Below are 21,136 nucleotides of genomic sequence, written 5' to 3'. Positions count from 1 at the left end.
CGGATGTGTGTTTCGAGCGGTTGCCGGCGGTTGGCTGACTGTTGATCTCCGTTTCTCACAGAAGACTGTTGCGAGTCGTGAGATGGGCCGCGAAAGCCCGTCACAACGGGCTCGGGCGGCAATTGGCCAGCTATCTGGGCTATCCGTTCTGTGCTATGCTACCGCGTGCAAAGTTTTAGGTCCTTCCAAGCAAGACTTGATTCGCGCAATCCGCTAAACGGTCAGGCCGTGTCGCGGAAGGTTCGGTAACCCGCTATTTCTCGAGAAACTCGAAGAAAGGTGAGCGTAAAAATGATGAAGCAATTCCAGTCGAACTCTTATTTGTTCGGCGGCAATGCTCCGTACGTAGAAGAAATGTACGAAGCGTATCTCGATAATCCGGCGTCAGTGCCCGAGAACTGGCGCAGCTATTTCGACGCGTTGCAGAACGTTCCTGCATCGGATGGCAGCAATGCCAACGACGTGGCCCATGGCCCGATCGTCGAATCGTTTGCGCAACGGGCCAAGGCCAACGCCTTCATCCCGCGCACGGCAGCAGGCGGCGAAGATCTCGCAACCGCCCGCAAACAGGTTTATGTGCAGTCCCTCATCGGCGCATATCGCTTCCTCGGCTCGCAATGGGCCAATCTCGATCCTCTGAAGCGCCGCGAACGTCCCGCTATTCCCGAACTTGAACCTGCGTTCTACGACTTCACCGAAGCCGACATGGACCAGGAATACAGCGCAACGAATCTGTATTTCGGATTCGAGCGGGCAACGCTGCGCGAGATCGTCAAGGCATTGCGCGACACGTACTGCGGCCAGATCGGCGCCGAGTACATGTACATCAGCGATCCGGAACAGAAGCGCTGGTGGAAGGAGCGGCTCGAATCGATCCGTTCGACGCCGAACTTCTCCAACGAGAAGAAAAAGCACATCCTGAACCGCCTGACGGCCGCTGAAGGCCTCGAGCGCTTCCTGCATACCAAGTACGTCGGCCAGAAGCGCTTCTCGCTCGAAGGTGGCGAGAGCTTCATCGCGGCGATGGACGAAGTCGTGCGTCACGGCGGCGCCCGAGGCGTTCAGGAAATCGTCATCGCCATGGCTCACCGTGGTCGCCTGAACGTGCTGGTCAATACGCTCGGCAAGATGCCGGCTGACCTGTTCGCCGAGTTCGAAGGCAAGCACGTCGACGATCTGCCGGCCGGCGACGTGAAATACCACAAGGGTTTCTCGTCGGACGTCGCGACCGACGGCGGCCCGGTTCACCTGTCGCTCGCGTTCAACCCGTCGCACCTCGAAATCGTCAACCCCGTGGTCGAAGGTTCGGCGAAGGCCCGTATGGATCGTCGTGGCGACGACAGCGGCCTGCAGGTGCTGCCGGTGCAGATTCACGGCGACGCGGCCTTCGCAGGCCAGGGCGTGGTGATGGAAACGCTGAACCTCGCGCAAACGCGCGGTTACGGCACGCACGGCACGCTGCATATCGTCATCAACAACCAGATCGGTTTCACCACGTCGGACCCGCGCGACTCGCGCTCCACGTTGTACTGCTCGGACGTCGTCAAGATGATCGAAGCGCCGGTGCTGCACGTGAACGGTGACGATCCCGAAGCGGTCGTGCTGGCCACGCAGATGGCTATCGACTTCCGGATGCAGTTCCACAAGGACGTCGTCGTCGACATCGTCTGCTTCCGCAAGCTGGGTCACAACGAGCAGGACACGCCGGCTGTCACGCAGCCGCTGATGTACAAGACGATTGCGAAGCACCCGGGCACGCGCGCGCTGTACGCTGAAAGGCTGGCGCAACAAGGCGTGATCACCGCGGGAGAAGGCGACGAATTCGTCAAGGCCTACCGCAAGGCGATGGACGAAGGCCATCACACCATCGATCCGGTGCTCTCGAACTACAAGAGCAAGTACGCGGTCGACTGGGTGCCGTTCCTGAACCGCAAGTGGACCGACGCAGCCGACACGGCCGTGCCGCTCGCGGAATTGAAGCGCCTCGCCGAGCGCATCACTACGATCCCGGAAAACTTCAAGGTTCACCCGCTGGTCGAGCGCGTCATCAACGACCGTCGCGCGATGGGCCGCGGCGAAGCGAAGCTCGACTGGGGCATGGGCGAGCACCTCGCGTTCGCATCGCTGGTCGCATCGGGCTACGCAGTGCGCCTGACCGGTCAGGACTCGGGCCGTGGCACGTTCACGCACCGTCACGCGGTGCTGCACGACCAGAATCGCGAGCGCTGGAACGACGGCACCTATGTGCCGCTGCAGAATGTCGCCGAAGGTCAGGCGAAGTTCAACGTGATCGACTCGGTGCTGTCTGAAGAGGCAGTGCTGGGCTTCGAATACGGTTACTCGACCGCTGAACCGAATACGTTCGTCGCATGGGAAGCGCAGTTCGGCGACTTCGTGAACGGCGCGCAAGTCGTGATCGACCAGTTCATTTCGTCGGGCGAAGTAAAGTGGGGCCGCGTCTCGGGCCTGACGATGCTGCTGCCGCACGGCTACGAAGGTCAGGGTCCGGAGCACTCGTCGGCGCGTATCGAGCGGTTCCTGCAATTGTGCGCGGAGCACAACATGCAGGTCGTCCAGCCGACCACGCCGGCGCAGATTTTCCACCTGCTGCGCCGTCAGATGATCCGCCTGTTCCGCAAGCCGCTGATCGTCTTCACGCCGAAGTCGCTGCTGCGTCACAAGGAAGCCGTGTCGGATCTGTCGGAACTGGCGAAGGGTTCGTTCCAGCCGATCATCGGCGAAGTGGACGAAGCCATCGACGCGAAGAAGGTCAAGCGCGTCGTGGCCTGCTCGGGTCGCGTGTACTACGACCTGGTTGCACATCGCCGCGAATCGAAGTCGAACGACGTCGCGATCATCCGTATCGAACAGCTCTATCCGTTCGCGCACAAGCAGTTCGAAGCGGAAATGAAGAAGTACGACAACGCGACCGAAGTGGTCTGGGTGCAGGACGAGCCCCAGAATCAGGGCCCGTGGTTCTACATCGAGCACCACCTGAAGGAAGGCATGAAGGAAGGACAGAAGCTGGCATACAGCGGCCGTCCGGCTTCGGCCTCGCCGGCAGTCGGCTACTACGCGAAGCACTACGAGCAGCAGAAGGCGCTGGTCGAAGGCGCATTCGGCCGCCTCAAGAGCGCGTCGATCGCTAAATAAGCAAAACAGACGAACCGGGAAAGCGCAATGCGCTTTCCCGTGCCGCGCTCGGTGAGCCAATGAAGGTTCATCCGCGGTCATGGTTCGCAGGCGGTCGTCGTTCACCGCGCCGTCACCCGATACGTATTCAGGATATTCATAATGGCTATTGTTGAAGTCAAGGTTCCGCAGCTCTCCGAGTCGGTCTCGGAAGCCACCATGCTGCAGTGGAAGAAGAAGCCCGGCGAGGCTGTTGCTGTCGACGAAATTCTCATCGAAGTCGAGACCGACAAGGTCGTTCTCGAAGTGCCGGCACCCTCCGCCGGCGTGCTCGTTCAGGTCATCGCGAACGATGGCGACACTGTGGTTGCCGACCAGGTGATTGCCAAGATCGACACCGAAGGCACCGCAGGCGCGGCTGCTGTCGAAGCCGAAGTGAAGCCGGCGCCGGTGGCCGCCGCGGCCGCCGCCCCGGCACCGGCTGCTCAAGCCGCAGCCGCCACGGGCTCGAACACCGCTGCTTCGCCGGCTGCCGGCAAGCTGATGGCCGAGCAGGGCCTGTCGGCGGGCGACGTCGCCGGCACGGGCCGCGACGGCCGCATCACCAAGGGCGACGTGCTGAGCGCCGGCCAGGTTGCCCCGGTGGCTGCCACGGCTGCACCGGCACCGGCTGCCGCACCGAAGGCTGCGAAGCCGTCGCTGCCGGACGTCAAGGCGCCGGCCGCGGCCGAGCAGTGGCTGAAGGACCGTCCGGAACAGCGCGTGCCGATGTCGCGTCTGCGCGCGCGTATCGCCGAGCGTCTGCTCGAGTCGCAGCAAACCAATGCCATCCTGACCACGTTCAACGAAGTGAACATGGCGCCGGTGATGGATCTGCGCAACAAGTACAAGGACAAGTTCGAGAAGGAACATGGCGTGAAGCTGGGCTTCATGTCGTTCTTCGTGAAGGCGGCGGTGCATGCGCTGAAGAAGTTCCCGCTGGTGAACGCGTCGATCGACGGTAACGACATCGTCTATCACGGCTACTTCGACATCGGTATCGCTGTCGGTTCGCCGCGCGGTCTGGTGGTGCCGATCCTGCGCAATGCGGATCAGCTGAGCCTTGCCGACATCGAGAAGAAGATCGCCGAATTCGGCCAGAAGGCGAAGGACGGCAAGCTGTCGATCGAAGAAATGACCGGTGGTACGTTCTCGATCTCGAACGGTGGTGTGTTCGGCTCGATGCTGTCGACCCCGATCATCAACCCGCCGCAGTCCGCAATCCTCGGCGTGCACGCAACCAAGGATCGCGCTGTGGTCGAAAACGGCCAGATCGTGATCCGCCCGATGAACTATCTGGCGCTGTCGTACGACCACCGCATCATCGACGGCCGCGAAGCGGTGTTGTCGCTGGTCGCAATGAAGGACGCGCTGGAAGATCCGGCCCGTCTGCTGCTCGACCTGTAATCGCCGGTTCGGCTGGTGCCGGCTTGCCATCGCGCGGGCCGGCACCCTCCCTGCAGCAAGTCTTTCGCATTCCGTAGTACGGGAACCGCACGCGCCACGCAAGGTGGCCGCGTGCCGTTCCGCCATCAAAAGGATTGTCATGTCCAAAGAATTTGACGTCGTCGTGATCGGCGCAGGCCCTGGCGGTTATATCGCCGCCATTCGCGCAGCGCAGCTCGGCAAGACCGTCGCATGTATCGAGAAGTGGAAGAACCCGGCCGGCGCGTTGAAGCTCGGCGGCACCTGCCTGAACGTGGGTTGCATTCCGTCGAAGGCGCTGCTCGCGTCGTCGGAAGAGTTTGAAAACGCCTCGCATCACCTGGCCGATCACGGCATTTTCGTGTCGGACGTGAAGGTCGATATCTCGAAGATGATGGCCCGCAAGGAAGGCATCGTCGAAAAGATGACCAAGGGTATCGAATTCCTGTTCCGCAAGAACAAGATCACGTGGCTCAAGGGCCACGGCAAGTTCACCGGCAAGACGGCCGCCGGCGTGCAGATCGAAGTGAGCGGCGAGGGCGAAGCCGAAGTGATCACGGCGAAGAACGTGATCATCGCGACGGGTTCGAAAGCGCGCCATCTGCCGGGCATTCCGGTCGACAACAAGCTCATCGCCGACAACGAAGGCGCGCTGAGCTTCGAGACGGCACCGAAGAAGCTGGCCGTGATCGGCGCCGGCGTGATCGGCCTGGAACTGGGTTCGGTGTGGCGGCGTCTCGGCGCGGAAGTCACCGTGCTGGAAGCGCTGCCGGAATTCCTCGGCTCGGCAGACCCGGCGCTCGCGAAAGAAGCGGCCAAGCAGTTCAAGAAGCAGGGTCTCGAGATTCACGTCGGCGTGAAGGTCGGCGAAGTGAAGACGGCCGAAAACAGCGTCACGATCGCTTACACGGACAAGGACGGCAACGCGCAAACGCTCGAAGCCGACCGCCTGGTCGTGTCGGTTGGCCGGGTGCCGAACACCGACAACCTCGGTCTCGAATCGATCGGCCTGAAGGCGAATGAGCGCGGCTTCATCGACGTCGACGACCACTGCGCGACGGCTGTGCCGAACGTGTACGCGATCGGCGACGTGGTGCGCGGCCCGATGCTCGCGCACAAGGCTGAAGACGAAGGCGTGATGGTCGCCGAAATCATCGACGGTCAGAAGCCGCATATCGACTACAACTGCGTGCCGTGGGTGATCTACACCGAACCGGAAATCGCGTGGGTCGGCAAGACGGAACAGCAGCTGAAGGCGGAAGGCCGCGAGATCAAGACGGGTCAGTTCCCGTTCATGGCGAACGGCCGCGCGCTCGGCATCAACAAGGCGGAGGGTTTCGTCAAGATGATCGCCGACGCCAGGACCGACGAACTGCTGGGCGTGCACATCATCGCGGCGGACGCATCGGACCTGATTGCTGAAGCAGTGGTGGCGATGGAATTCAAGGCGGCCTCGGAAGACCTCGGCCGCATCTGCCATCCGCACCCGTCGCTGTCGGAAGTCATGCGCGAAGCGGCACTGGCCGTCGACAAGCGCGCGCTGAACATGTAATTGCGCGCACGCCTGACTTAAAGCAATTCTGGCATCACCATCAAGGCGGGCGGGTTCACTCCCTCCCGCCTTTCTTTTTTTGCAGCAACACAATGAACGTCACCGAATACTACGAAAAAGAACTGCAGACGCGCGGTTATCAGTCGGACCCGGCGCAACTCGCGGCGGTTGACCGCCTGCAGCGGTGCTACGAAGAGTGGGTCGCATACAAGTCGCGCCGCTCCAATGCGTTCAAGAAACTGATCATTCACCCCGACTTGCCGCGCGGCGTCTATATGTGGGGCGGCGTAGGGCGCGGCAAGAGCTTCCTGATGGACAGCTTCTACATGATCGTGCCGGTGCAGCGCAAAACGCGTCTGCATTTCCACGAGTTCATGCGCGAAGTGCACCGCGAGCTGGAAGATCTGAAAGGCCAGGCCGATCCGCTCGACGAACTCGCGCGCCGCATCGCGAAGCGCTACCGGCTGATCTGTTTCGACGAATTCCACGTGTCGGATATCGCCGATGCGATGATTCTGTACCGTCTGCTCGACAAGCTGTTCGAGAACGGCGTGCAGTTCGTGATGACGTCCAACTACGATCCGGACACGCTGTATCCGGACGGCCTGCATCGCGACCGCATGCTGCCGGCTATCGCGCTCCTCAAGGAGAAGCTCGACGTGCTCAACGTCGACGCCGGCATCGACTACCGTCAGCGCACGCTGGCGCAGGTGGAGGTGTATCACACGCCGCTCGGCGCGAGCGCCGACAAGGCGTTGCGCGACGCTTTCGCGCGCCTCGCCGCGGTGCCCGACGAGAGTCCGATCCTGCATATCGAAAAGCGCGAGTTGAAGGCGCTGCGCCGTGCCGATGGCGTCGTGTGGTTCGATTTTGCGACGCTGTGCGGCGGTCCGCGCTCGCAGAACGACTACCTGGAACTCGCGAGCCGCTTTCACGCGGTGATCCTGTCCGGCGTGCCGCAGATGACGGTGCGCATGGCCTCGGAAGCGCGCCGCTTCACGTGGCTGATCGACGTGTTTTACGACCACAAGGTCAAGCTGTTGATGTCCGCCGCGGTGCCGCCTGAGCAACTCTATATCGACGGCCCGATGGCCAATGAATTCACGCGCACAGTGTCGCGTATCGTTGAGATGCAATCGAAGGAATATCTCGACACGCCGCGCCGGATCGTCGACACGTCGTTGACCTGAGTCGCTTCGGGCACGCCCGGGTCGATCGATCAGTCAGAAGGCGCGGCACGGTTGCGCTAGATCATGCTCAGTTGCGGAACTGACTGCGTCGGACGGCGTATTTTCAAGATTCAGAATGGTCTTATAGTTTGGCCGCGGATGACTGGCTATCTTTTGTCGAGGTTCTGACAAAAAGGAGAAACCATGAATCCACACCGTGATATCACCGATGAAGAATGGCAGCGTGTCGCACTGTTGCTTCCTGAACTGCGTCCGCGCTCCGAATTGCGTGGCCGACCCCTTGCCAATACCCGGTCAGTACTCAACGGCGTGCTGTGGGTCATGTACAGCGGCGCGACCTGGTCTGCGATGCCGCGCAGATACCCGTCGTATCAAACGTGTCACCGCCGCTTCAAGGTGTGGTACGAATCCGGCGTGCTCAAACGCGTCATGGAGCAACTGTTCGGCACGCAGAGCGAAGAACTGTGCAGCCTGATGGAAGCGCGCATGCGTACGCACGTGAGCGCGGAACAGAAGAGTATCAAAGGGGCAAAGGTGCCGGCCACGGTGCCCGCCACGCCGGCAAGATACAGCCCGGCATTGAGCAAACCACTGCCGCCGTCGCCGTTTCCGTTCACGTCGCCGTTCAAGCATGCTGCATGACGGTTTCGATCTGCTGGCTTCATAAAAAACGGCCATGCAATGGCAATCGCCGGCCGTTTCTTCTGTACTGATTCTGGCCGCGGCAGATCTGCGGGTCATCTACCCCAGGCGTGACAGGCACCGCCGAATGGTGCATCAGTCCGCCCTTGCCGCCACATCGGTCTGCGGCCACAACACAGCATGCACTACTGCTGACGAACCCACGTCTGCGAGCGGCCGAGTAGCGCCACGCCGATATAGCCGCGCACCACCAGCTTGTTCCCATCATCTTCCAGGTGCATCTTGCACTTGTAGACCTTGCCGTTTTCCGGGTCGAGGATTTGCCCCTGATCCCAGCCGTCACCATCCTTCTTCATGCCGCTGATGATCGTCATGCCGAGAATCGGCCGATCCTTGCGTTCGTCGGTGCAAGCCGTGCAGCGATTTGGCTGGCCGTTCGCAGCGAGACCCTTGATCACCTTGCCGCTCAGCTGGCCGCTGCCATCCTCGGTGATCTGCACGAGCGCTTTGGGCTGGCCGGTGTGATCGTCAATGGTTTGCCATGTGCCGACCGGCGTGTTGGTCTGCGCGATGACCGCGACAGCGCTTGCGAGCAATACGCCGGCGAGCGCAACCTGCTTGACGGTACGAAGCGTGATCGAGCGGGCGCGTTGAGTGAATTGCGTCATTGTCTTCCTCCTTGATCAAAGACGGCGCGATCGTGGTCGCGCGGCGTGATGGGCATCTTGGATGGTGGTCTTCAGGAACCGGCCGCCGTGATGCCTGGTAGTGTCCAGCAGGTGCGACTTCGGCTTGCGATCTGCATACGTACGCGGCGCCGCGTGCATGGTCCGCGCAGAATACGTGAATGCGCGCGCGCCGTCCAATAGTGGCCTCTCTAATCCGACCGACCCGCACGTTCACGGATCATCAAGTTCTGCTGCGTTGGTCGGCAGCGACACGGCGCTGTACTGGCCCATGTGCGAGACCGCGGTGCCGGTCTTCATCGGCCGCTTGTTGGTCTGCGCAAGCTCGCGCCGCTCTTCATGAAATTGCTCGACGCCAGATGGGTGAAGGTCGAGCCAGGCAGGTTGCGCGCAGCCTGGCGCGCACCGGTCAACCAATGCTCGCGCAGAGCGCTGCCGGATTGCTGGCGGGTCGTAGCAAACGGGCAAACCGGAAAACGGGAAAACGCGACAGGGCGGAGCGCAAACCACGTGCTCGCTGCGCTCGATGCAAACCGTTGGCGCTGCCAGGATACGATGCTCTGCCTGAGTATCAGCCGCAGAGTTTTGCGGGAAAAAATGTGCAAGTAGCAAATTTTTGACGAAGAGCCCGAAACTCGCGAAAGTGAGTAATAATGAGCCGTTTGTATTAAAACAAAAACTGTTCAAGCAGGAATTACATGGACCGAAAGTCGAAGCTACGACAGATAGCCCTGGCCGCATTCATCGTATCGGGAGCCGGGCACGGGGTGAATGCTCAGGCTCTGCAGGACACTGGCGCCAGCGCGGCCGTCATTGCCCAGCCAGCCACGACCACGACGCTGCCGGCTACCGCGCAGACTGCGCAGACCGGACAGGCGGAGACCACGGCACTAACGCCTGATGAAAACAGGCAATCCGCCAGCGGCAATGTTGCGGAATTGCAGCAGATGATCCGTGGGTCGGATCTGAGCGAATTGCGCACCACATACAACGGCAGTTACGGGGCAAGCCTGCTGTTCTACGGCAAGGAAATGACCTACTACGTGGCGCTGTTCCAGCAGAAGAATTTCTGGCGCGTGATCAAGACGCAGGACGCCACGCGTGCCGATATGATCTACAAGGATTTCGTACGTCAGACGCTGCAACTGTCGGAGGTCGAAATTCGCCGCACCCAGCTCGAGGCGCAGAAGGCGTTCACGCAACGCATGATCGCGTTGTCGCAGGATCGTGCGAGCCGCCTGCAGGCCGACCTCGACGTCGCGCGTCAGCAGCAGAGCATCGTCGCGAGCCAGCAGCAGGAGAAGCGTGCTGAAGCAACCGCGCTTGCGCAGCAGAAGCTGGCCGCGCAAGACCAGTTGCGCGTCGCGCAGCGTCAGGTGCGCGAGCTTCAGCGTCAGCTGGAAAGTGGCCTGCCGTCGCATTGAGCGCGATGGTGTGAAAACTGGCGCGTGAGGGGTAGCGGTGCGATGGAAGCGCCGCTCTGTCCATCGTCACCCGGTTGTTCGTCCGCACGACGGCGTGCTAGCGGCGCCTGCGCCTGCGCCTTCGCGGCAGGGCGGGCGCTCAATGTCTGCTGCTGTCGTGGCAGGCAGTCTCCGCAATGTCTGCTGCTGTCGCGGGCGGCCGTTGGCTGTTCGCCAACCGGGGCAGTGGCTGCTGCCATTCTTCTCGGCAACCCTCTGCACGCGCTGCGTTTGGCCGCGGTCTGGCTTCGCGACTTCGCGAGCAGGCTATTTCTATCCTATCTGTTCCCGGTTCGGCGCTGCGCGAGGCAAGACAGTCGCAAATCGCGACGACCTTCGCATTGCCACCGCCAGATTGGTCGAACCTGGCATCAATGTCGCGTTTTGTGTTTGGAAACCGGCGTCCCTTTCTCCGACGCATGATGTGGATCCGTCATGTCGACGGCGATCGGATCGCTGGCGGGAAAGCTTTCCATCAATGCTTCGTCGAGACGGCTTTCGCTGGCCCCGACCGGCGGCCGCGCTTGCACGGGACGAGATGCGGGATGCTTCTTGCTGGCCATGACGTGCTCCATCAGGAGAGAGTCGATTATTCAGCATAGCCCATCATGGGCCACGGCGAGTATCGACCGACGAGCCCAGGCTCTGGCGCCGCCACCGTTTGTTCAAACGTGCAGGCTCGCGAGCCACATTAGGCGCGGTCCGCGAGCGGAACAACATGGACCGGAAAAGCCCTGCACGCGCAACGCCTGAACGCGTTGCACGTCGTGCAAGCCGAACTGGACCATCTGGAGTGAGTGACAGAGCAACCGGCGCTGCGCATGCTAGAGACGTCCGGGACTGGCGACGTCGCGTGCTGGCGCTCAAGCGTGGATTCGAGCTGACGGAGCAGCAGGTGATGCAGCGGGAGAAGATGTTGTGGCGGCCCGGCCATCCCGCGGACTAGCCGAGCGCCGTGGCGGCCGCCTATTCGTTGCCGTTGCCGTTGCCGCTCGTGCCGCCGGCGTTGCCATGGCCGCCGTGATTGCCACCATCGCCGCCGCCCGTGCCGAACAGACGCCGGCGGCGCGTCACGACTACTGGACCGTCGGACGTGCCGCTGTTGCGCTCCGGCGAAGGGCGGTCGGGCGCCCCCGCGCCATACGACTCACGCGGCTCGCGTGGCTCACGATGATCGCGCGGTTCACGCGAGCCGTGCGGGCCACGCGTGGTGTGCTCGCCATGCGACGGGCGTCCCGTGCGCGGCGCCGGTCGCGTGCCGGTGTCGAGCTGGATCGTGGAGATCGCGCGCTTGTAGATGCCTTGCAGGCCGACCGGCGTGCGCAGCATCACCAGGTACTGATCGAACGACTCGATGCACCCGGTCAGGCGAATGCCGTTGACAAGGTAGATCTCGACGCGCTTTCGTTCTTTGCGCGCAGCGTTCATGAAGTCGTTTTGCGGGTGCGATTCTGCGGAAGCCATGGACAATTCAGGTTAGAAATACGGTGGTTCGCCCCGATTCTACCCTGTGTTGGGGGGGCGAACGCGTCGGCGGGCAAACTGCGTCCACTATAACGGCTTGTCGGCACATAAGCATCTGATTACGCTTGACTGTAACGTTGAGTTACGAATCTGCTGGGCAATGGCGTGATCTGCCGCCCGGGCCAGGCTTTCCCCGGCGTGGGGTGGCGGAAAAGGATAGGGGCCCGACCCGCGTGGAATAAATCACGCTGTGCTCGCGTTAAGTCATGCATGGCGGCACCGCATTTCGCGCGTGGCCGATTGCATTGTCCGGCCCGCGTTTCGTGCCGGATGTCCATCAGGAGACTCTCACCATGAAAGCATCCCGTATTCTGTCCGCCGTCTTCGTGCTGCTGGCGCTGGCGTTCGGTTCGCTAGCGACCAGCGCCTGCACGTCCACGGCCGATAACAGCGCATCGGGCACGAGTGGCAGCAGCGGTGGCGGCGGTGGTTACTGAGCTTTCGCGCGTCGGGTGAAATTCGAAGCGGAAGTGATCGCGTGGCTCCCGCAGTTGCGCCGCTATGCGCGCGCACTGACGGGCGACCGCGCCTGGGCCGACGATCTGGTGCAGGATACGGCGGAGCGGGCGCTTGCGCACTGGTCGGCGTTCCGGCCGAACAGCAATCTGCGCGCGTGGCTGCTGACGATCCTGCGGCATCTGTATATCGATCAGTTGCGCGGCCGCCGCGAGGTTGCCGTCGATGACGAAAGCGCGCCGTGGCGCAATCTCGAAGCGCCGCAAGGCGACGTCGACGGCCTGGTGCTGCGCGATGTGCAGCGCGCGCTGTATTGCCTGCCGGTCGAGCAGCGCGAAGTGCTGCTGCTGGTGTGCGTGGAGGAGCTGTCCTATCAGGAGGCGTCGCGTGCGCTCGGCGTGCCGATCGGCACGGTGATGTCGAGGCTGTCGCGCGCGCGTGAGCATATGCGTGTGTTATTGACGGAAGGACCGGTTCAGGGGACGGCGCGCAAGGCCGCCCCGCCGTTGAAAGTGGTGAGAAATCAGCAATGAACAACGAGGACTTCGACTTCAGCTTGCCCGAGGGGCTCGATCTGCGAGTGCTGTCGGCGTTCGTGGACGGCGAGTTGCCGCACGTGCAGCGCGCCGCGATCGACGCGCAACTGAAGCAGCATCCGCAGGCCGCCGCGAGAGTGGCCGCGTGGCGCGCGCAGAAAGCCGCGCTGCGCGCGCTGTGCGGCGTGTCGCCGCGCGACGCAGCTCATCAGCCCGACCATGAGCCCGATCATGAGCCCGACCCGAGCGAGCGCGCCGACGAGCCCGCGGTGATCGTGATACGCCGGAGCCCGCCGTGGTGGCAGCGTGTCGGCATCGCGGCATGCTGGCTCGCGGCCGGCACGGGGCTTGCGCTGGCCCTCGGGCCGCTGGCGCCGCGTCTGACGGGCGGCGTGTGGGGCGGCCTCGGCGGCCAGCCGCCGGCCTTCGCGCAGCGTGCCGACGTCGCGTATGCGGTGTACACGCCGGAACGGCGTCACCCGGTTGAAGTCGCGGCGAGCGAAGAGGAACATCTGGTCAACTGGCTGTCCAAACGACTGAACCGGCCGCTCTCGGTGCCGTCGTTGCAGGAATACGGCTACTCGCTGGTGGGCGGGCGGCTGTTGCCCGGCGAGGCGGGACCGGCCGCGCAGTTCATGTATGAGAACCCCAGCGGGGCGCGCCTCACGCTCTACGTTGCCGGCGCTGCGCGCGACGAAACCGCGTTTCGCCTGTTGCGCGACGGCAACCGGCGCACCTTCTACTGGGTCAGCGACGGCATGGGCTACGCATTGTCCGGGCCGATCGCGGAAGGCAAGCTGCGCTCGATCGCGATCGAAGTGTGCAGCGCGCTGGGGGGGAAGCCCGAGGCGTGGCAGTAGTCACGCACGCACTGACTAACCGGCTGCCCGCGTCAAGGCGGCTGCCTGCGTCGAGGAAACGCCTTGCCCCCAACGCTCCCGCCCAAACTTTCCGCCGCCCAGTTCGACCGCGCGCTCGCTGGTTGGCGCGCGGTCGTCGGCGACTCGCATGTGGTGACTTCAGCGGCTGGCCTCGCGGCGTATCTCGATCCGTTCGCGCCTGGCGAACGCGCGGCGTTTTCGGCGAGCGCCGCGCTGTTGCCCGCATCGGTCGATGAGATCCGCGCGGTGCTGCGCATCGCCAACCAATATCGCATTCCGTTGTGGACCGTCTCGACCGGACGCAACTTCGCGTACGGCGGCGCAGCGCCGCGGCTCGCCGGATCGGTCGTGCTCGATCTGCAACGGATGAACCGCATCATCGAAGTGAACGAGACGCTCGCCTACGCGCTGGTCGAGCCGGGCGTCAGCTACTTCGACCTGTACGCGCATCTGCGCGACAACGGCTATAAGCTGTGGGTCGATCCGCCCGCGGCGGGTTGGGGCAGCGTGGTTGGCAATACGCTCGAACGCGGCTTCGGCTACACCGCCTACGGCGATCATGCGGCGACCCAGTGCGGCATGGAGGTGGTGCTGGCCAACGGCGACGTGCTGCGCACCGGGATGGGCGGCATCGAAATCGGCACCGCGTGGCAGTTGTATCAGCCCGGCTATGGCCCTTCGTTCGATGCGATGTTCATGCAGTCGAACTACGGCATCGTCACCAAGCTGGGCGTCTGGCTGATGCCCGCGCCGCCCGCGTATCTGCTCGGTGAAATCCAGTTTCGTCACGAGGCCGATCTCGAAACGATCGTCGACATTCTGCGGCCGCTGCGGCTCGATGAGACGATCCGCAACCACGCGGTGATCGAAGGCGGCTTGCGCCGGGCGGCGGGCTTGTCGGCGCGTCAGCAGTGGTATGAAGGCACGGGCGCGATGCCGGAGAGCGCGCTCGCCGCGATGCTCGCGAAGCTGGACGTCGGCCGCTGGAATCTGCATTTCGCGCTGTACGGCACGCCCGAGCTGATCGACGCGCGCTATGCGATCGTGCAGCGTGCTTTCGCACGCGTGCCACAGGCGAGACTATCGGCCGCGCGTTATGCGGGCGATGCGCAGCCCACGGGGGGCGGCGATCGCAACCTCGCCGGGATTCCCGCGATGAGCGCGTTCCGGATGCTCGACTGGCGCGGCGGTGCGGGCGCGCACGTGGACTTCTCGCCAGTGTGTCCGGCGACCGGACGCGACGCGTTGCGTCAATACACGATGGTGAAGGCGCGCGCCGCGGAATACGGCTTCGACTACTACGGCGGCTTCACGGCGGGCGTACGGCATCTGCATCACATTTTCGCGGTGATCTTCGACCGTGACGACGCTAACCAGGTCGAACTGGCCGGCGAATTGTTGCGCTCGCTGATGAGCGATGCACGGGCGGCGGGTTACGGCGAATATCGCGCGCATCTCGCGTACATGGATTTCGCCGCGGCCCAGTACAGCTTTAACGACGGCGCGCTGCTGCGGCTGTCGGAAACGATCAAGGACGCGCTCGACCCGAACGGTATTCTCGCGCCGGGCAAGCAGGGCATCTGGCCGGCCGCATGGCGCGACCGGCGCGGCTACACATGAGCGCGTTCGACTTGTCGCGTAGCGAGGGGAGCCGTTCATGGACCGACGCACTTTCATGATCACCGGCGCGTGGCTGGCGGGCGCGGCAGGCGGCGCGTGGCCATGGCTTGCGCGCGCCGCGACCCAGCGCAACACGCTGGCGATCGTCGACTCGACGCTGGCCTGCGGACCGTCGTTCGTGTGTTATGCCGCGAACCTGAAACTGCCTACCTTCGACACCGGCGACGACATCGGCGCGCTCTGGTACACGACACTCGCGCCGCTTCTCGGGGGGACAAGCGCGCCGAGGCCCGCTTCGCTGATCGGCGTGACGCGAGCGTCCGATTACTTCGTCCTCAGTGAACTCGCCATGCGCGCGGGGTATCGGGTCGCCCACTATCATGCGCAACCTGCCGGGCCAGCCGGGCGGCATGCTCACGTGGCGTTCGCATTTACGCCGGGCGCTGCTGCGCCGAATGCCTTTGTGCCGCACACCGCTGCGCCGGATTCCTGTACGCCGGACGCCTTTGCGTCGAATGCCTTTACGCCGGGCGCCACCGCGCCGGTCGTTGCAGTCCGGCGCTGGCGCTAGAAACTGTACGCCTTGTTCTTAGGATCGAAGGTCGAATCGTCGAACGTCTTCGGCGTGATGGTTTCGAAGACGATCCGCTCGAACAGCTTGCCGTCGTTGTCGTAAGACTCGACGGTGCGGAAGTACGGATGCCGCAGATCGAGCCCCAGCGTTTCCTTCTTCGCGTAGAACCGTGGCTGCCCAATTGGCGATTCGAACGTGAAGGCCACCACGCGCACGCCGTCGATCGTTTTGACGTCCAGCTGGATCGAACGCGGCAAGCCGGTCTCGCTGTATTTCTGGCCCTCGCTGAGGTACTGGCTGGCGATGTACTCGATGCCCAGGTCGCGCACCTGATGGTTCGATTGCGAGCGGGCGAGCGCACCGTCCAGTGAAGCCCACAACGGCATCACGTTCATGATGCCGCCGAGATGGCCGTACATCTCGTCGGTGCGTTTGGACTCATCGTAGATGACTTCCTGGCCCGCATGCGCGCCATCGGGCAGCCATTTCGCGTAGATGCGCAGCGGGTTGCGTGCGAGCCGCACCAGCATGTGATCGGGCTGGTTGGGCCACTGGCCGCGAATGCGTTCGGAGCGCGACATCGTGAATTCATATGACGCGTAGCCGTTCGGTCCTTCCTTGATGTAGCGCGGCACCGCCAGCGGATCGAGCGCCTGGAACAGCGCGACGAGTTGCGCGTCGTCGAGCTTTTCGAGCGCGCCGCTCTGTTGCGCGGCGCGCAGCCATTTGACCTGCTGATCCAGCGTCAGCCTGCCGACCCGCGACGGCGGCGTGGCCGGCGCTTTGACGGCGATGACGCTATCGAGCGGGGGCGGCGGGTCGTCGCTCTGCGCGGATGCCGTGGGCATTGCGACAAGCGCCGCGCCCGCGAGCAGTGCAACGGCTGGCAGCGCGCGTGAGGCCGTCCCGCGCGATGACGTGGCGCAGTGCACCCACACGTGCACTGCGCGCATGAAGGCCGATGGACCACACGAGCGGGCGAACATCCGGTGCTTCATGAGTCTCTCCGAAGGTGGCGCGAAGCGCATTGCCTGCATTGACTGTCAGGCAGGCCCTTGCTTCGCGAGCTCCTCGTCGCGCAGCGCGCGGCGCAGAATCTTGCCGACGTTGGTTTGCGGCAGCTCGTCGCGGAACTCGACGAGCTTGGGCACCTTGTAGCCCGTCAGATTTTTGCGGCAATGGGCGATCACCTGTTCCGCAGTCAGCGACGCACTGCGTTTGACGACGAACACCTTCACGCGTTCGCCTTGCACGGCGTCAGGCACGCCGATGGCGGCCACCTCGCGCACATCGGGATGCGCGGCGATCACGTCTTCGACTTCGTTCGGATAGACGTTGAAGCCCGACACCAGGATCATGTCCTTCTTCCGGTCGATCAAACGGATGAAGCCGCGCGAGTCCATCACGCCGATGTCGCCGGTGGCGAGCCAGCCGTCGTCGTCGATCACCCTGGCGGTCTCTTCCGGGCGGTTCCAGTAGCCTTTCATCACCTGCGGGCCCTTTACGCACAGTTCGCCCGCTTCGCCGATGTTCGCCCAGCTGCCGTCGTCCTTCCTGAAACGCACGTGGGTGGATGGCGCGGGCAGGCCGATCGATCCTTCGAAGTCGCGCAGATTGTTCACGTCGACCGGATTCATCGACACGATCGGCGAGCACTCGGTCAGCCCATAACCTTCGATGATCGGCTTGCCGGTGAGGGCCTTGAAGCGCTCGGCCACCGACTTCTGCGTGGCCATGCCGCCCGCCATCGCGAGCTTCAGGTTCGAGAAGTCGCGCTTGCGGAATTCTTCGTTTTCGAGGAACGCGTTGTAGAGCGTGTTGACCGCGGTCATCGCGGTGAACGTCTCGTGACGGATGATCATCATCACGCGCTTCATGTCGCGCGGATTGGCGATCAGGATGTTGCGTCCGCCCAGACCCATGAAGATCAGCGCGTTCACGGTCAGCGCATAGATGTGATAGAGCGGCAGCGGCGTGAGGACCGTTTCGCTGCCGCTGCCGAGCTGGCCCGCGGACCACACCTTCGCCTGCAGCAGATTGGCGATCATGTTCCTGTGCGTGAGCATCGCGCCTTTCGCGACCCCGGTGGTGCCGCCGGTGTACTGCAGAAAAGCGATGCCTTCGTGGGTGGCGCGCACCGGCGTGAGCGGCTGCGCATAGCCGATCGCGAGCGCGTCGAGGAGCGGCACCGCCTGCGGCAGCCGGTACGCCGGCACCATCTTCTTCACGTGCCGCAGCATGAAATTGAGCAGACGTCCCTTCAGATTCAGGCCGCCGGCGAGCAGATCGCCGAGACCCGTGACGATGACGTTGCGCACCCGGGTGCCCGGCAGCGCATCTTCGACGGTCTTTGCGAAGTTCTCGAACACGACGATGGTTTGCGCGCCGCTGTCCTTGAGCTGATACGCGAGCTCGCGCACCGTATAGAGCGGATTCACGTTGACCACCACGGCGCCGGCTTTCAGCACGCCGAACAGCGACACCGGATACTGGAACGTGTTCGGCAGCATGATCGCGACGCGCTCGCCCGGCTTCACCCCGATGCTCTGCAGATACGCGCCGAACGCGGTCGCCTTGCGGCCCAGTTCGCCGTACGTCAGGTTCGCGCCGACGCTCACATACGCGACCCGCTCGCGGAACTGCGCGACGCATTCGTCGAAGAACTGCACGATCGACTCGTACTGCGTGACGTCGATGTCATGCGGCACGTCTGCCGGATAGGACGCATACCAGATGCCGTCGGTGTTGGGCGCGGGCTTGGGCGCGGCGGTTGGCAGCGAGGCCGGCGCTGGCGTGGCCGCGTCGTGCGCCGTTGCCGTGGACCCGACAGCGTGCGGGAGCGGGGCTTGAGTAGGTTGAGTCATCGGTCATCTCCTGAAGCCGTGGCTTCATCTAATTGTGTGCCGGTGTTGCGGCCAGTGCTCGAAGCGAACCAGGCGTGCATGGTGGCCGCGCACGGCAGGGTGCCGCGCCGCTCACCGTTCCAGTATCGCGACCACCCCCTGGCCGCCCGCCGCGCAGATCGAAATCAGCCCGCGTGCGGTGCCGGCCGGCTTGTCGAGTTGCGCGAGCATCTTCGCGAGGCTGGCGACGATACGCCCGCCAGTCGCCGCGAACGGATGACCGGTGGCGAGCGAGCCGCCGTTCACGTTCATTCTGGTCCGATCGATCGCGCCGAGCGGGCCCGGCAAGCCGAGTTGCGTGCGGCAATACTCGTCATCCTGCCACGCCGCGAGCGTGCACAACACCTGGGCTGCGAACGCTTCGTGGATTTCGTAGCGATCGAAGTCCTGCAACGTGAGGCCGGCGCGCGCCAGCATGCGCGGCACGGCATACGCGGGCGCCATCAACAGGCCTTCCTTCTGGTCGAAAAAGTCGACGGCGGCAGTCTCCGACCAACTCAGAGACGCGAGCACCGGCAGCCCGTGCCGATCGGCCCACGCGTCGCTCGCGAGCAGCACGGCCGACGCGCCGTCGGTGAGCGGTGTCGAGTTGCCGGCGGTCAGCGTGCCGGCGTCGCGGTCGAACGCGGGCTTGAGGCTGGCGAGCTTTTCGAGCGTCAGATCGGCGCGCAGATTGTTGTCGCGTGCGAGTCCCCGGTACGGCGTCATCAGATCGTTGACGAAGCCGCGTGCGTACGCATCGGCAAGCTTGCGATGGCTGTCGTACGCGAGCACGTCCTGCGCCTCGCGCGAGATGTTCCAGCGTTTGGCCATCAGCTCGCAATGCTCGCCCATCGACAGCCCGGTGCGGGGTTCGCTGTTGCGCGGCAGCAGCGGCTTGAAGAGCATGCCGGGCCGCAGCTTGGCCAGCGCGCCGACGCGCTGTCCTGTGCTGCGGCTGCGGTTCGCTTCGAGCAGGATCCGGCGCATCTGCTCGTTGACGCCGATTGGCGCATCGGATGTGGAGTCGACGCCGCCCGCGATGCCCGCCTCGATCTGCCCGAGCGCGATCTTGTTGGCGACGAGGATGGCCGCTTCGAGTCCGGTGCCGCACGCCTGTTGCACGTCGTACGCGGGCGTTTGCTTTGCGAGCGTGGTGGACAGCACGGCTTCGCGCGTCAGATTGAAATCGCGCGAATGCTTGATCACGGCGCCGGCGGCGACTTCGCCCAGACGTTCGCCATGCAGGTCGTAGCGGTCGATCAGGCCTTGCAGCGTGAAGCTCAGCATGTCCTGATTCGACGCGGTCGCGTAGGCGGTATTCGAGCGGGCAAACGGAATCCGGTTACCCCCGACGATGGCGACGCGGCGCACGGCGGGTAGCGGGTTGGACATGCTCGGCTCCTTCGGGTCGTTCCCTGGTTTCCCTGGTTATTGAGTGGTGCGAATGGCATGAACGGTGCGGCCGATGCGGTTCGGGCGATGGCCAATCACCCGCCCCAATGCAACAACGATTTGCGCACCGCTTCAATTCCATTCCGCGATGCGACCGGCGGGCGCGCGTCATTGCAGCCGCCACTGCATGCGGGCGCGCAGATGCGGCTTTTCGCCGGCGATATCGCGCACCTCGATGTCGCGTTCGATCAGCGACGGCGCCGCGCTCCACAACGACGCTTCACCCGGCAACAGCAGCGGCAGCTTGAATTCCGCGCTGAGCGTGGCTTCGGCCAGCGGCTTCGGCGGTTGCAGCGCGGAGGTGGCGCGCGCCAGCGTCCACATGCCGTGCGCGATCGCACGCGGAAAGCCGAACGCCTTGGCAGACAACGCGCTGAGGTGGATCGGGTTGTAGTCGCCGGACACGCTCGCATAGTCGCGGCCCAGTTGCGGCGCGAGTTGCCAGCGCGCGACGCGCTGCAGGGCGGCCGGCGCGGGCTCGAGTGGAGCGAGCGGACTGCCGCTCGCCGGCACGGCGCGTTTCAGATAGACGCTGTCGCCGTCCCACACCGCCTCGCCGCGCCGGTACATGCGGGTATGCAGCACGAACGCCTGGCCTTTGTCGTGATGCAGCAGCGCGCCGAATTCCACTTCGACGCGCAGCATGTCCTTGTACGTAAGCGGCCGGCGCAGACGCACATGGTTGGCCAGATGCAGGAGGCCGAGCGCCGGCCACGGAAACGCCGGGTCGGTCAGCATCAGCAGATGCAGCGGAAACGCCAGCAGGTGCGGATACGTGAGCGGCACGCCGTGCTCGGGAATGAAGCCACACACGCGTGCGTAACGCCAGATCGGACCCGGATCGAGCGCGACCGCGGGGCGCACGAGGCGCAGCGGCGGCAGATGCGGCAGATGCGGCAGATGCGTATCACGCCCGCGCTTGACGATGCCCGACAGCGCGCGTGCGTAGAGTTTCGCCGGCGCGGGCAAGCGATCGACGACGACGGTCTTCGGCCGCGTCGCGCCAAACCGGCTCGCGTCGGGCCGCGCCGGGCCTGATGCGCGACCGTCCCCGAACGGATCACCCGGTTCACCCATGC

19 protein-coding genes are annotated in these 21,136 nt (G+C 64.0%); 11 read left to right on the top strand and 8 right to left on the bottom strand.

Translation table 11 applies throughout. The annotated features are described in order from the left end of the window. Positions 1-291: 291 nt before the first annotated feature. The 5 genes from BN2475_RS11325 to BN2475_RS11305 all read left to right on the top strand — a co-directional run bounded on the left by BN2475_RS11325 (position 292) and on the right by BN2475_RS11305 (position 7,980). Positions 292-3,153 carry a 2-oxoglutarate dehydrogenase E1 component gene (locus BN2475_RS11325; protein ID WP_094779619.1) on the top strand — a complete coding sequence of 954 codons (2,862 nt, stop codon included), beginning with the start codon at positions 292-294 and terminating at the stop codon, positions 3,151-3,153. 141 nt (positions 3,154-3,294) lie between these two features. Next, entirely contained in the window at positions 3,295-4,578 is a 1,284-nt protein-coding gene (odhB, locus tag BN2475_RS11320) for a 2-oxoglutarate dehydrogenase complex dihydrolipoyllysine-residue succinyltransferase (protein ID WP_094779618.1), read from the top strand. 139 nt (positions 4,579-4,717) lie between these two features. Then, positions 4,718-6,148, top strand: a complete 1,431-nt coding sequence (gene lpdA / locus BN2475_RS11315) for a dihydrolipoyl dehydrogenase (RefSeq protein WP_094779617.1) — start codon at positions 4,718-4,720, stop codon at positions 6,146-6,148. 92 nt (positions 6,149-6,240) lie between these two features. After that, a complete protein-coding gene (gene zapE, locus BN2475_RS11310; RefSeq protein WP_094779616.1) occupies positions 6,241-7,338 on the top strand; it encodes a cell division protein ZapE in 1,098 nt (365 codons plus the stop codon). A 183-nt stretch (positions 7,339-7,521) separates the two neighbouring features. Then, the gene (locus BN2475_RS11305) at positions 7,522-7,980 is read left to right on the top strand and encodes a transposase (protein ID WP_094779615.1); all 459 of its coding nucleotides are present in this window, start codon (positions 7,522-7,524) and stop codon (positions 7,978-7,980) included. A 185-nt stretch (positions 7,981-8,165) separates the two neighbouring features. Here BN2475_RS11305 and BN2475_RS11300 read toward each other — a convergent pair whose 3' ends face one another. Then, complete coding sequence (locus BN2475_RS11300) at positions 8,166-8,648, bottom strand: DUF2147 domain-containing protein (protein WP_094779614.1); 483 nt, start codon at positions 8,646-8,648, stop codon at positions 8,166-8,168. Between the two features lie 231 nt (positions 8,649-8,879). Continuing rightward, entirely contained in the window at positions 8,880-9,353 is a 474-nt protein-coding gene (locus BN2475_RS36520) for a hypothetical protein (protein WP_159444548.1), read from the bottom strand. 11 nt (positions 9,354-9,364) lie between these two features. Here BN2475_RS36520 and BN2475_RS11290 point away from each other — a divergent pair, with 11 nt between their 5' ends. Then, a complete protein-coding gene (locus tag BN2475_RS11290) occupies positions 9,365-10,090 on the top strand; it encodes a DUF2968 domain-containing protein (protein WP_094779612.1) in 726 nt (241 codons plus the stop codon). A gap of 410 nt (positions 10,091-10,500) precedes the next feature. Here the strand turns inward: BN2475_RS11290 and BN2475_RS11285 are convergent, their stop codons facing one another. Both BN2475_RS11285 and hfq read right to left on the bottom strand, forming a co-directional pair. Next, complete coding sequence (locus BN2475_RS11285; protein ID WP_094779647.1) at positions 10,501-10,692, bottom strand: hypothetical protein; 192 nt, start codon at positions 10,690-10,692, stop codon at positions 10,501-10,503. Between the two features lie 403 nt (positions 10,693-11,095). After that, positions 11,096-11,593, bottom strand: a complete 498-nt coding sequence (gene hfq, locus BN2475_RS11275) for an RNA chaperone Hfq (RefSeq protein ID WP_094779611.1) — start codon at positions 11,591-11,593, stop codon at positions 11,096-11,098. 353 nt (positions 11,594-11,946) lie between these two features. Between hfq and BN2475_RS34610 the strand changes: the two genes are divergently transcribed. The 5 genes from BN2475_RS34610 to BN2475_RS11250 all read left to right on the top strand — a co-directional run bounded on the left by BN2475_RS34610 (position 11,947) and on the right by BN2475_RS11250 (position 15,717). Beyond that, positions 11,947-12,090, top strand: a complete 144-nt coding sequence (locus tag BN2475_RS34610) for a hypothetical protein (RefSeq protein WP_162844469.1) — start codon at positions 11,947-11,949, stop codon at positions 12,088-12,090. Between the two features lie 15 nt (positions 12,091-12,105). Beyond that, positions 12,106-12,642 carry an RNA polymerase sigma factor gene (locus tag BN2475_RS11265; RefSeq protein ID WP_094779609.1) on the top strand — a complete coding sequence of 179 codons (537 nt, stop codon included), beginning with the start codon at positions 12,106-12,108 and terminating at the stop codon, positions 12,640-12,642. After that, positions 12,639-13,505, top strand: coding sequence for an anti-sigma factor family protein (locus BN2475_RS11260; protein WP_094779608.1), 867 nt, complete (start codon positions 12,639-12,641; stop codon positions 13,503-13,505). The genes BN2475_RS11265 and BN2475_RS11260 overlap by 4 nt, the downstream gene beginning before the upstream one ends. 63 nt (positions 13,506-13,568) lie before the next feature. Next, entirely contained in the window at positions 13,569-15,146 is a 1,578-nt protein-coding gene (locus BN2475_RS11255; protein WP_094779607.1) for an FAD-binding oxidoreductase, read from the top strand. Between the two features lie 37 nt (positions 15,147-15,183). After that, on the top strand, positions 15,184-15,717 hold the full coding sequence (locus tag BN2475_RS11250; RefSeq protein WP_342744603.1) for a hypothetical protein: 534 nt from the start codon (positions 15,184-15,186) through the stop codon (positions 15,715-15,717). On the opposite strand, the gene BN2475_RS11245 is transcribed toward BN2475_RS11250, so the two are convergent. From BN2475_RS11245 to BN2475_RS11230, 4 genes are all read right to left on the bottom strand, one after another. Further along, positions 15,714-16,673, bottom strand: coding sequence for a DUF1571 domain-containing protein (locus tag BN2475_RS11245; protein WP_425435527.1), 960 nt, complete (start codon positions 16,671-16,673; stop codon positions 15,714-15,716). The two genes, BN2475_RS11250 and BN2475_RS11245, sit on opposite strands and share 4 nt — an antisense overlap. Positions 16,674-16,763: 90 nt before the next feature. Beyond that, entirely contained in the window at positions 16,764-18,584 is a 1,821-nt protein-coding gene (locus BN2475_RS11240; RefSeq protein WP_094779605.1) for an AMP-binding protein, read from the bottom strand. Between the two features lie 111 nt (positions 18,585-18,695). Further along, positions 18,696-19,997 carry an acetyl-CoA C-acetyltransferase gene (locus BN2475_RS11235; protein ID WP_094779604.1) on the bottom strand — a complete coding sequence of 434 codons (1,302 nt, stop codon included), beginning with the start codon at positions 19,995-19,997 and terminating at the stop codon, positions 18,696-18,698. A 168-nt stretch (positions 19,998-20,165) separates the two neighbouring features. Next, positions 20,166-21,134: a MaoC/PaaZ C-terminal domain-containing protein gene (locus tag BN2475_RS11230; RefSeq protein ID WP_094779603.1), complete on the bottom strand. Its 969-nt coding sequence runs from the start codon at positions 21,132-21,134 to the stop codon at positions 20,166-20,168. Positions 21,135-21,136: the final 2 nt, after the last annotated feature.

The organism is Paraburkholderia ribeironis (assembly GCF_900019265.1).
GTDB lineage: Bacteria > Pseudomonadota > Gammaproteobacteria > Burkholderiales > Burkholderiaceae > Paraburkholderia > Paraburkholderia ribeironis.
This window is presented reverse-complemented; position numbering and strand designations above follow the sequence as displayed.

Coding starts and splice junctions, on each gene's coding strand:
- BN2475_RS11325 (WP_094779619.1), top strand. CDS start 292: ATGATGAAGCAATTCCAGTCGAACTCTTATTTGTTCGGCGGCAATGCT.
- odhB (WP_094779618.1), top strand. CDS start 3,295: ATGGCTATTGTTGAAGTCAAGGTTCCGCAGCTCTCCGAGTCGGTCTCG.
- lpdA (WP_094779617.1), top strand. CDS start 4,718: ATGTCCAAAGAATTTGACGTCGTCGTGATCGGCGCAGGCCCTGGCGGT.
- zapE (WP_094779616.1), top strand. CDS start 6,241: ATGAACGTCACCGAATACTACGAAAAAGAACTGCAGACGCGCGGTTAT.
- BN2475_RS11305 (WP_094779615.1), top strand. CDS start 7,522: ATGAATCCACACCGTGATATCACCGATGAAGAATGGCAGCGTGTCGCA.
- BN2475_RS11300 (WP_094779614.1), bottom strand. CDS start 8,648: ATGACGCAATTCACTCAACGCGCCCGCTCGATCACGCTTCGTACCGTC.
- BN2475_RS11290 (WP_094779612.1), top strand. CDS start 9,365: ATGGACCGAAAGTCGAAGCTACGACAGATAGCCCTGGCCGCATTCATC.
- BN2475_RS11285 (WP_094779647.1), bottom strand. CDS start 10,692: ATGGCCAGCAAGAAGCATCCCGCATCTCGTCCCGTGCAAGCGCGGCCG.
- hfq (WP_094779611.1), bottom strand. CDS start 11,593: ATGGCTTCCGCAGAATCGCACCCGCAAAACGACTTCATGAACGCTGCG.
- BN2475_RS34610 (WP_162844469.1), top strand. CDS start 11,947: ATGAAAGCATCCCGTATTCTGTCCGCCGTCTTCGTGCTGCTGGCGCTG.
- BN2475_RS11260 (WP_094779608.1), top strand. CDS start 12,639: ATGAACAACGAGGACTTCGACTTCAGCTTGCCCGAGGGGCTCGATCTG.
- BN2475_RS11250 (WP_342744603.1), top strand. CDS start 15,184: ATGGACCGACGCACTTTCATGATCACCGGCGCGTGGCTGGCGGGCGCG.
- BN2475_RS11245 (WP_425435527.1), bottom strand. CDS start 16,673: ATGCGCGCAGTGCACGTGTGGGTGCACTGCGCCACGTCATCGCGCGGG.
- BN2475_RS11240 (WP_094779605.1), bottom strand. CDS start 18,584: ATGACTCAACCTACTCAAGCCCCGCTCCCGCACGCTGTCGGGTCCACG.
- BN2475_RS11235 (WP_094779604.1), bottom strand. CDS start 19,997: ATGTCCAACCCGCTACCCGCCGTGCGCCGCGTCGCCATCGTCGGGGGT.
- BN2475_RS11230 (WP_094779603.1), bottom strand. CDS start 21,134: ATGGGTGAACCGGGTGATCCGTTCGGGGACGGTCGCGCATCAGGCCCG.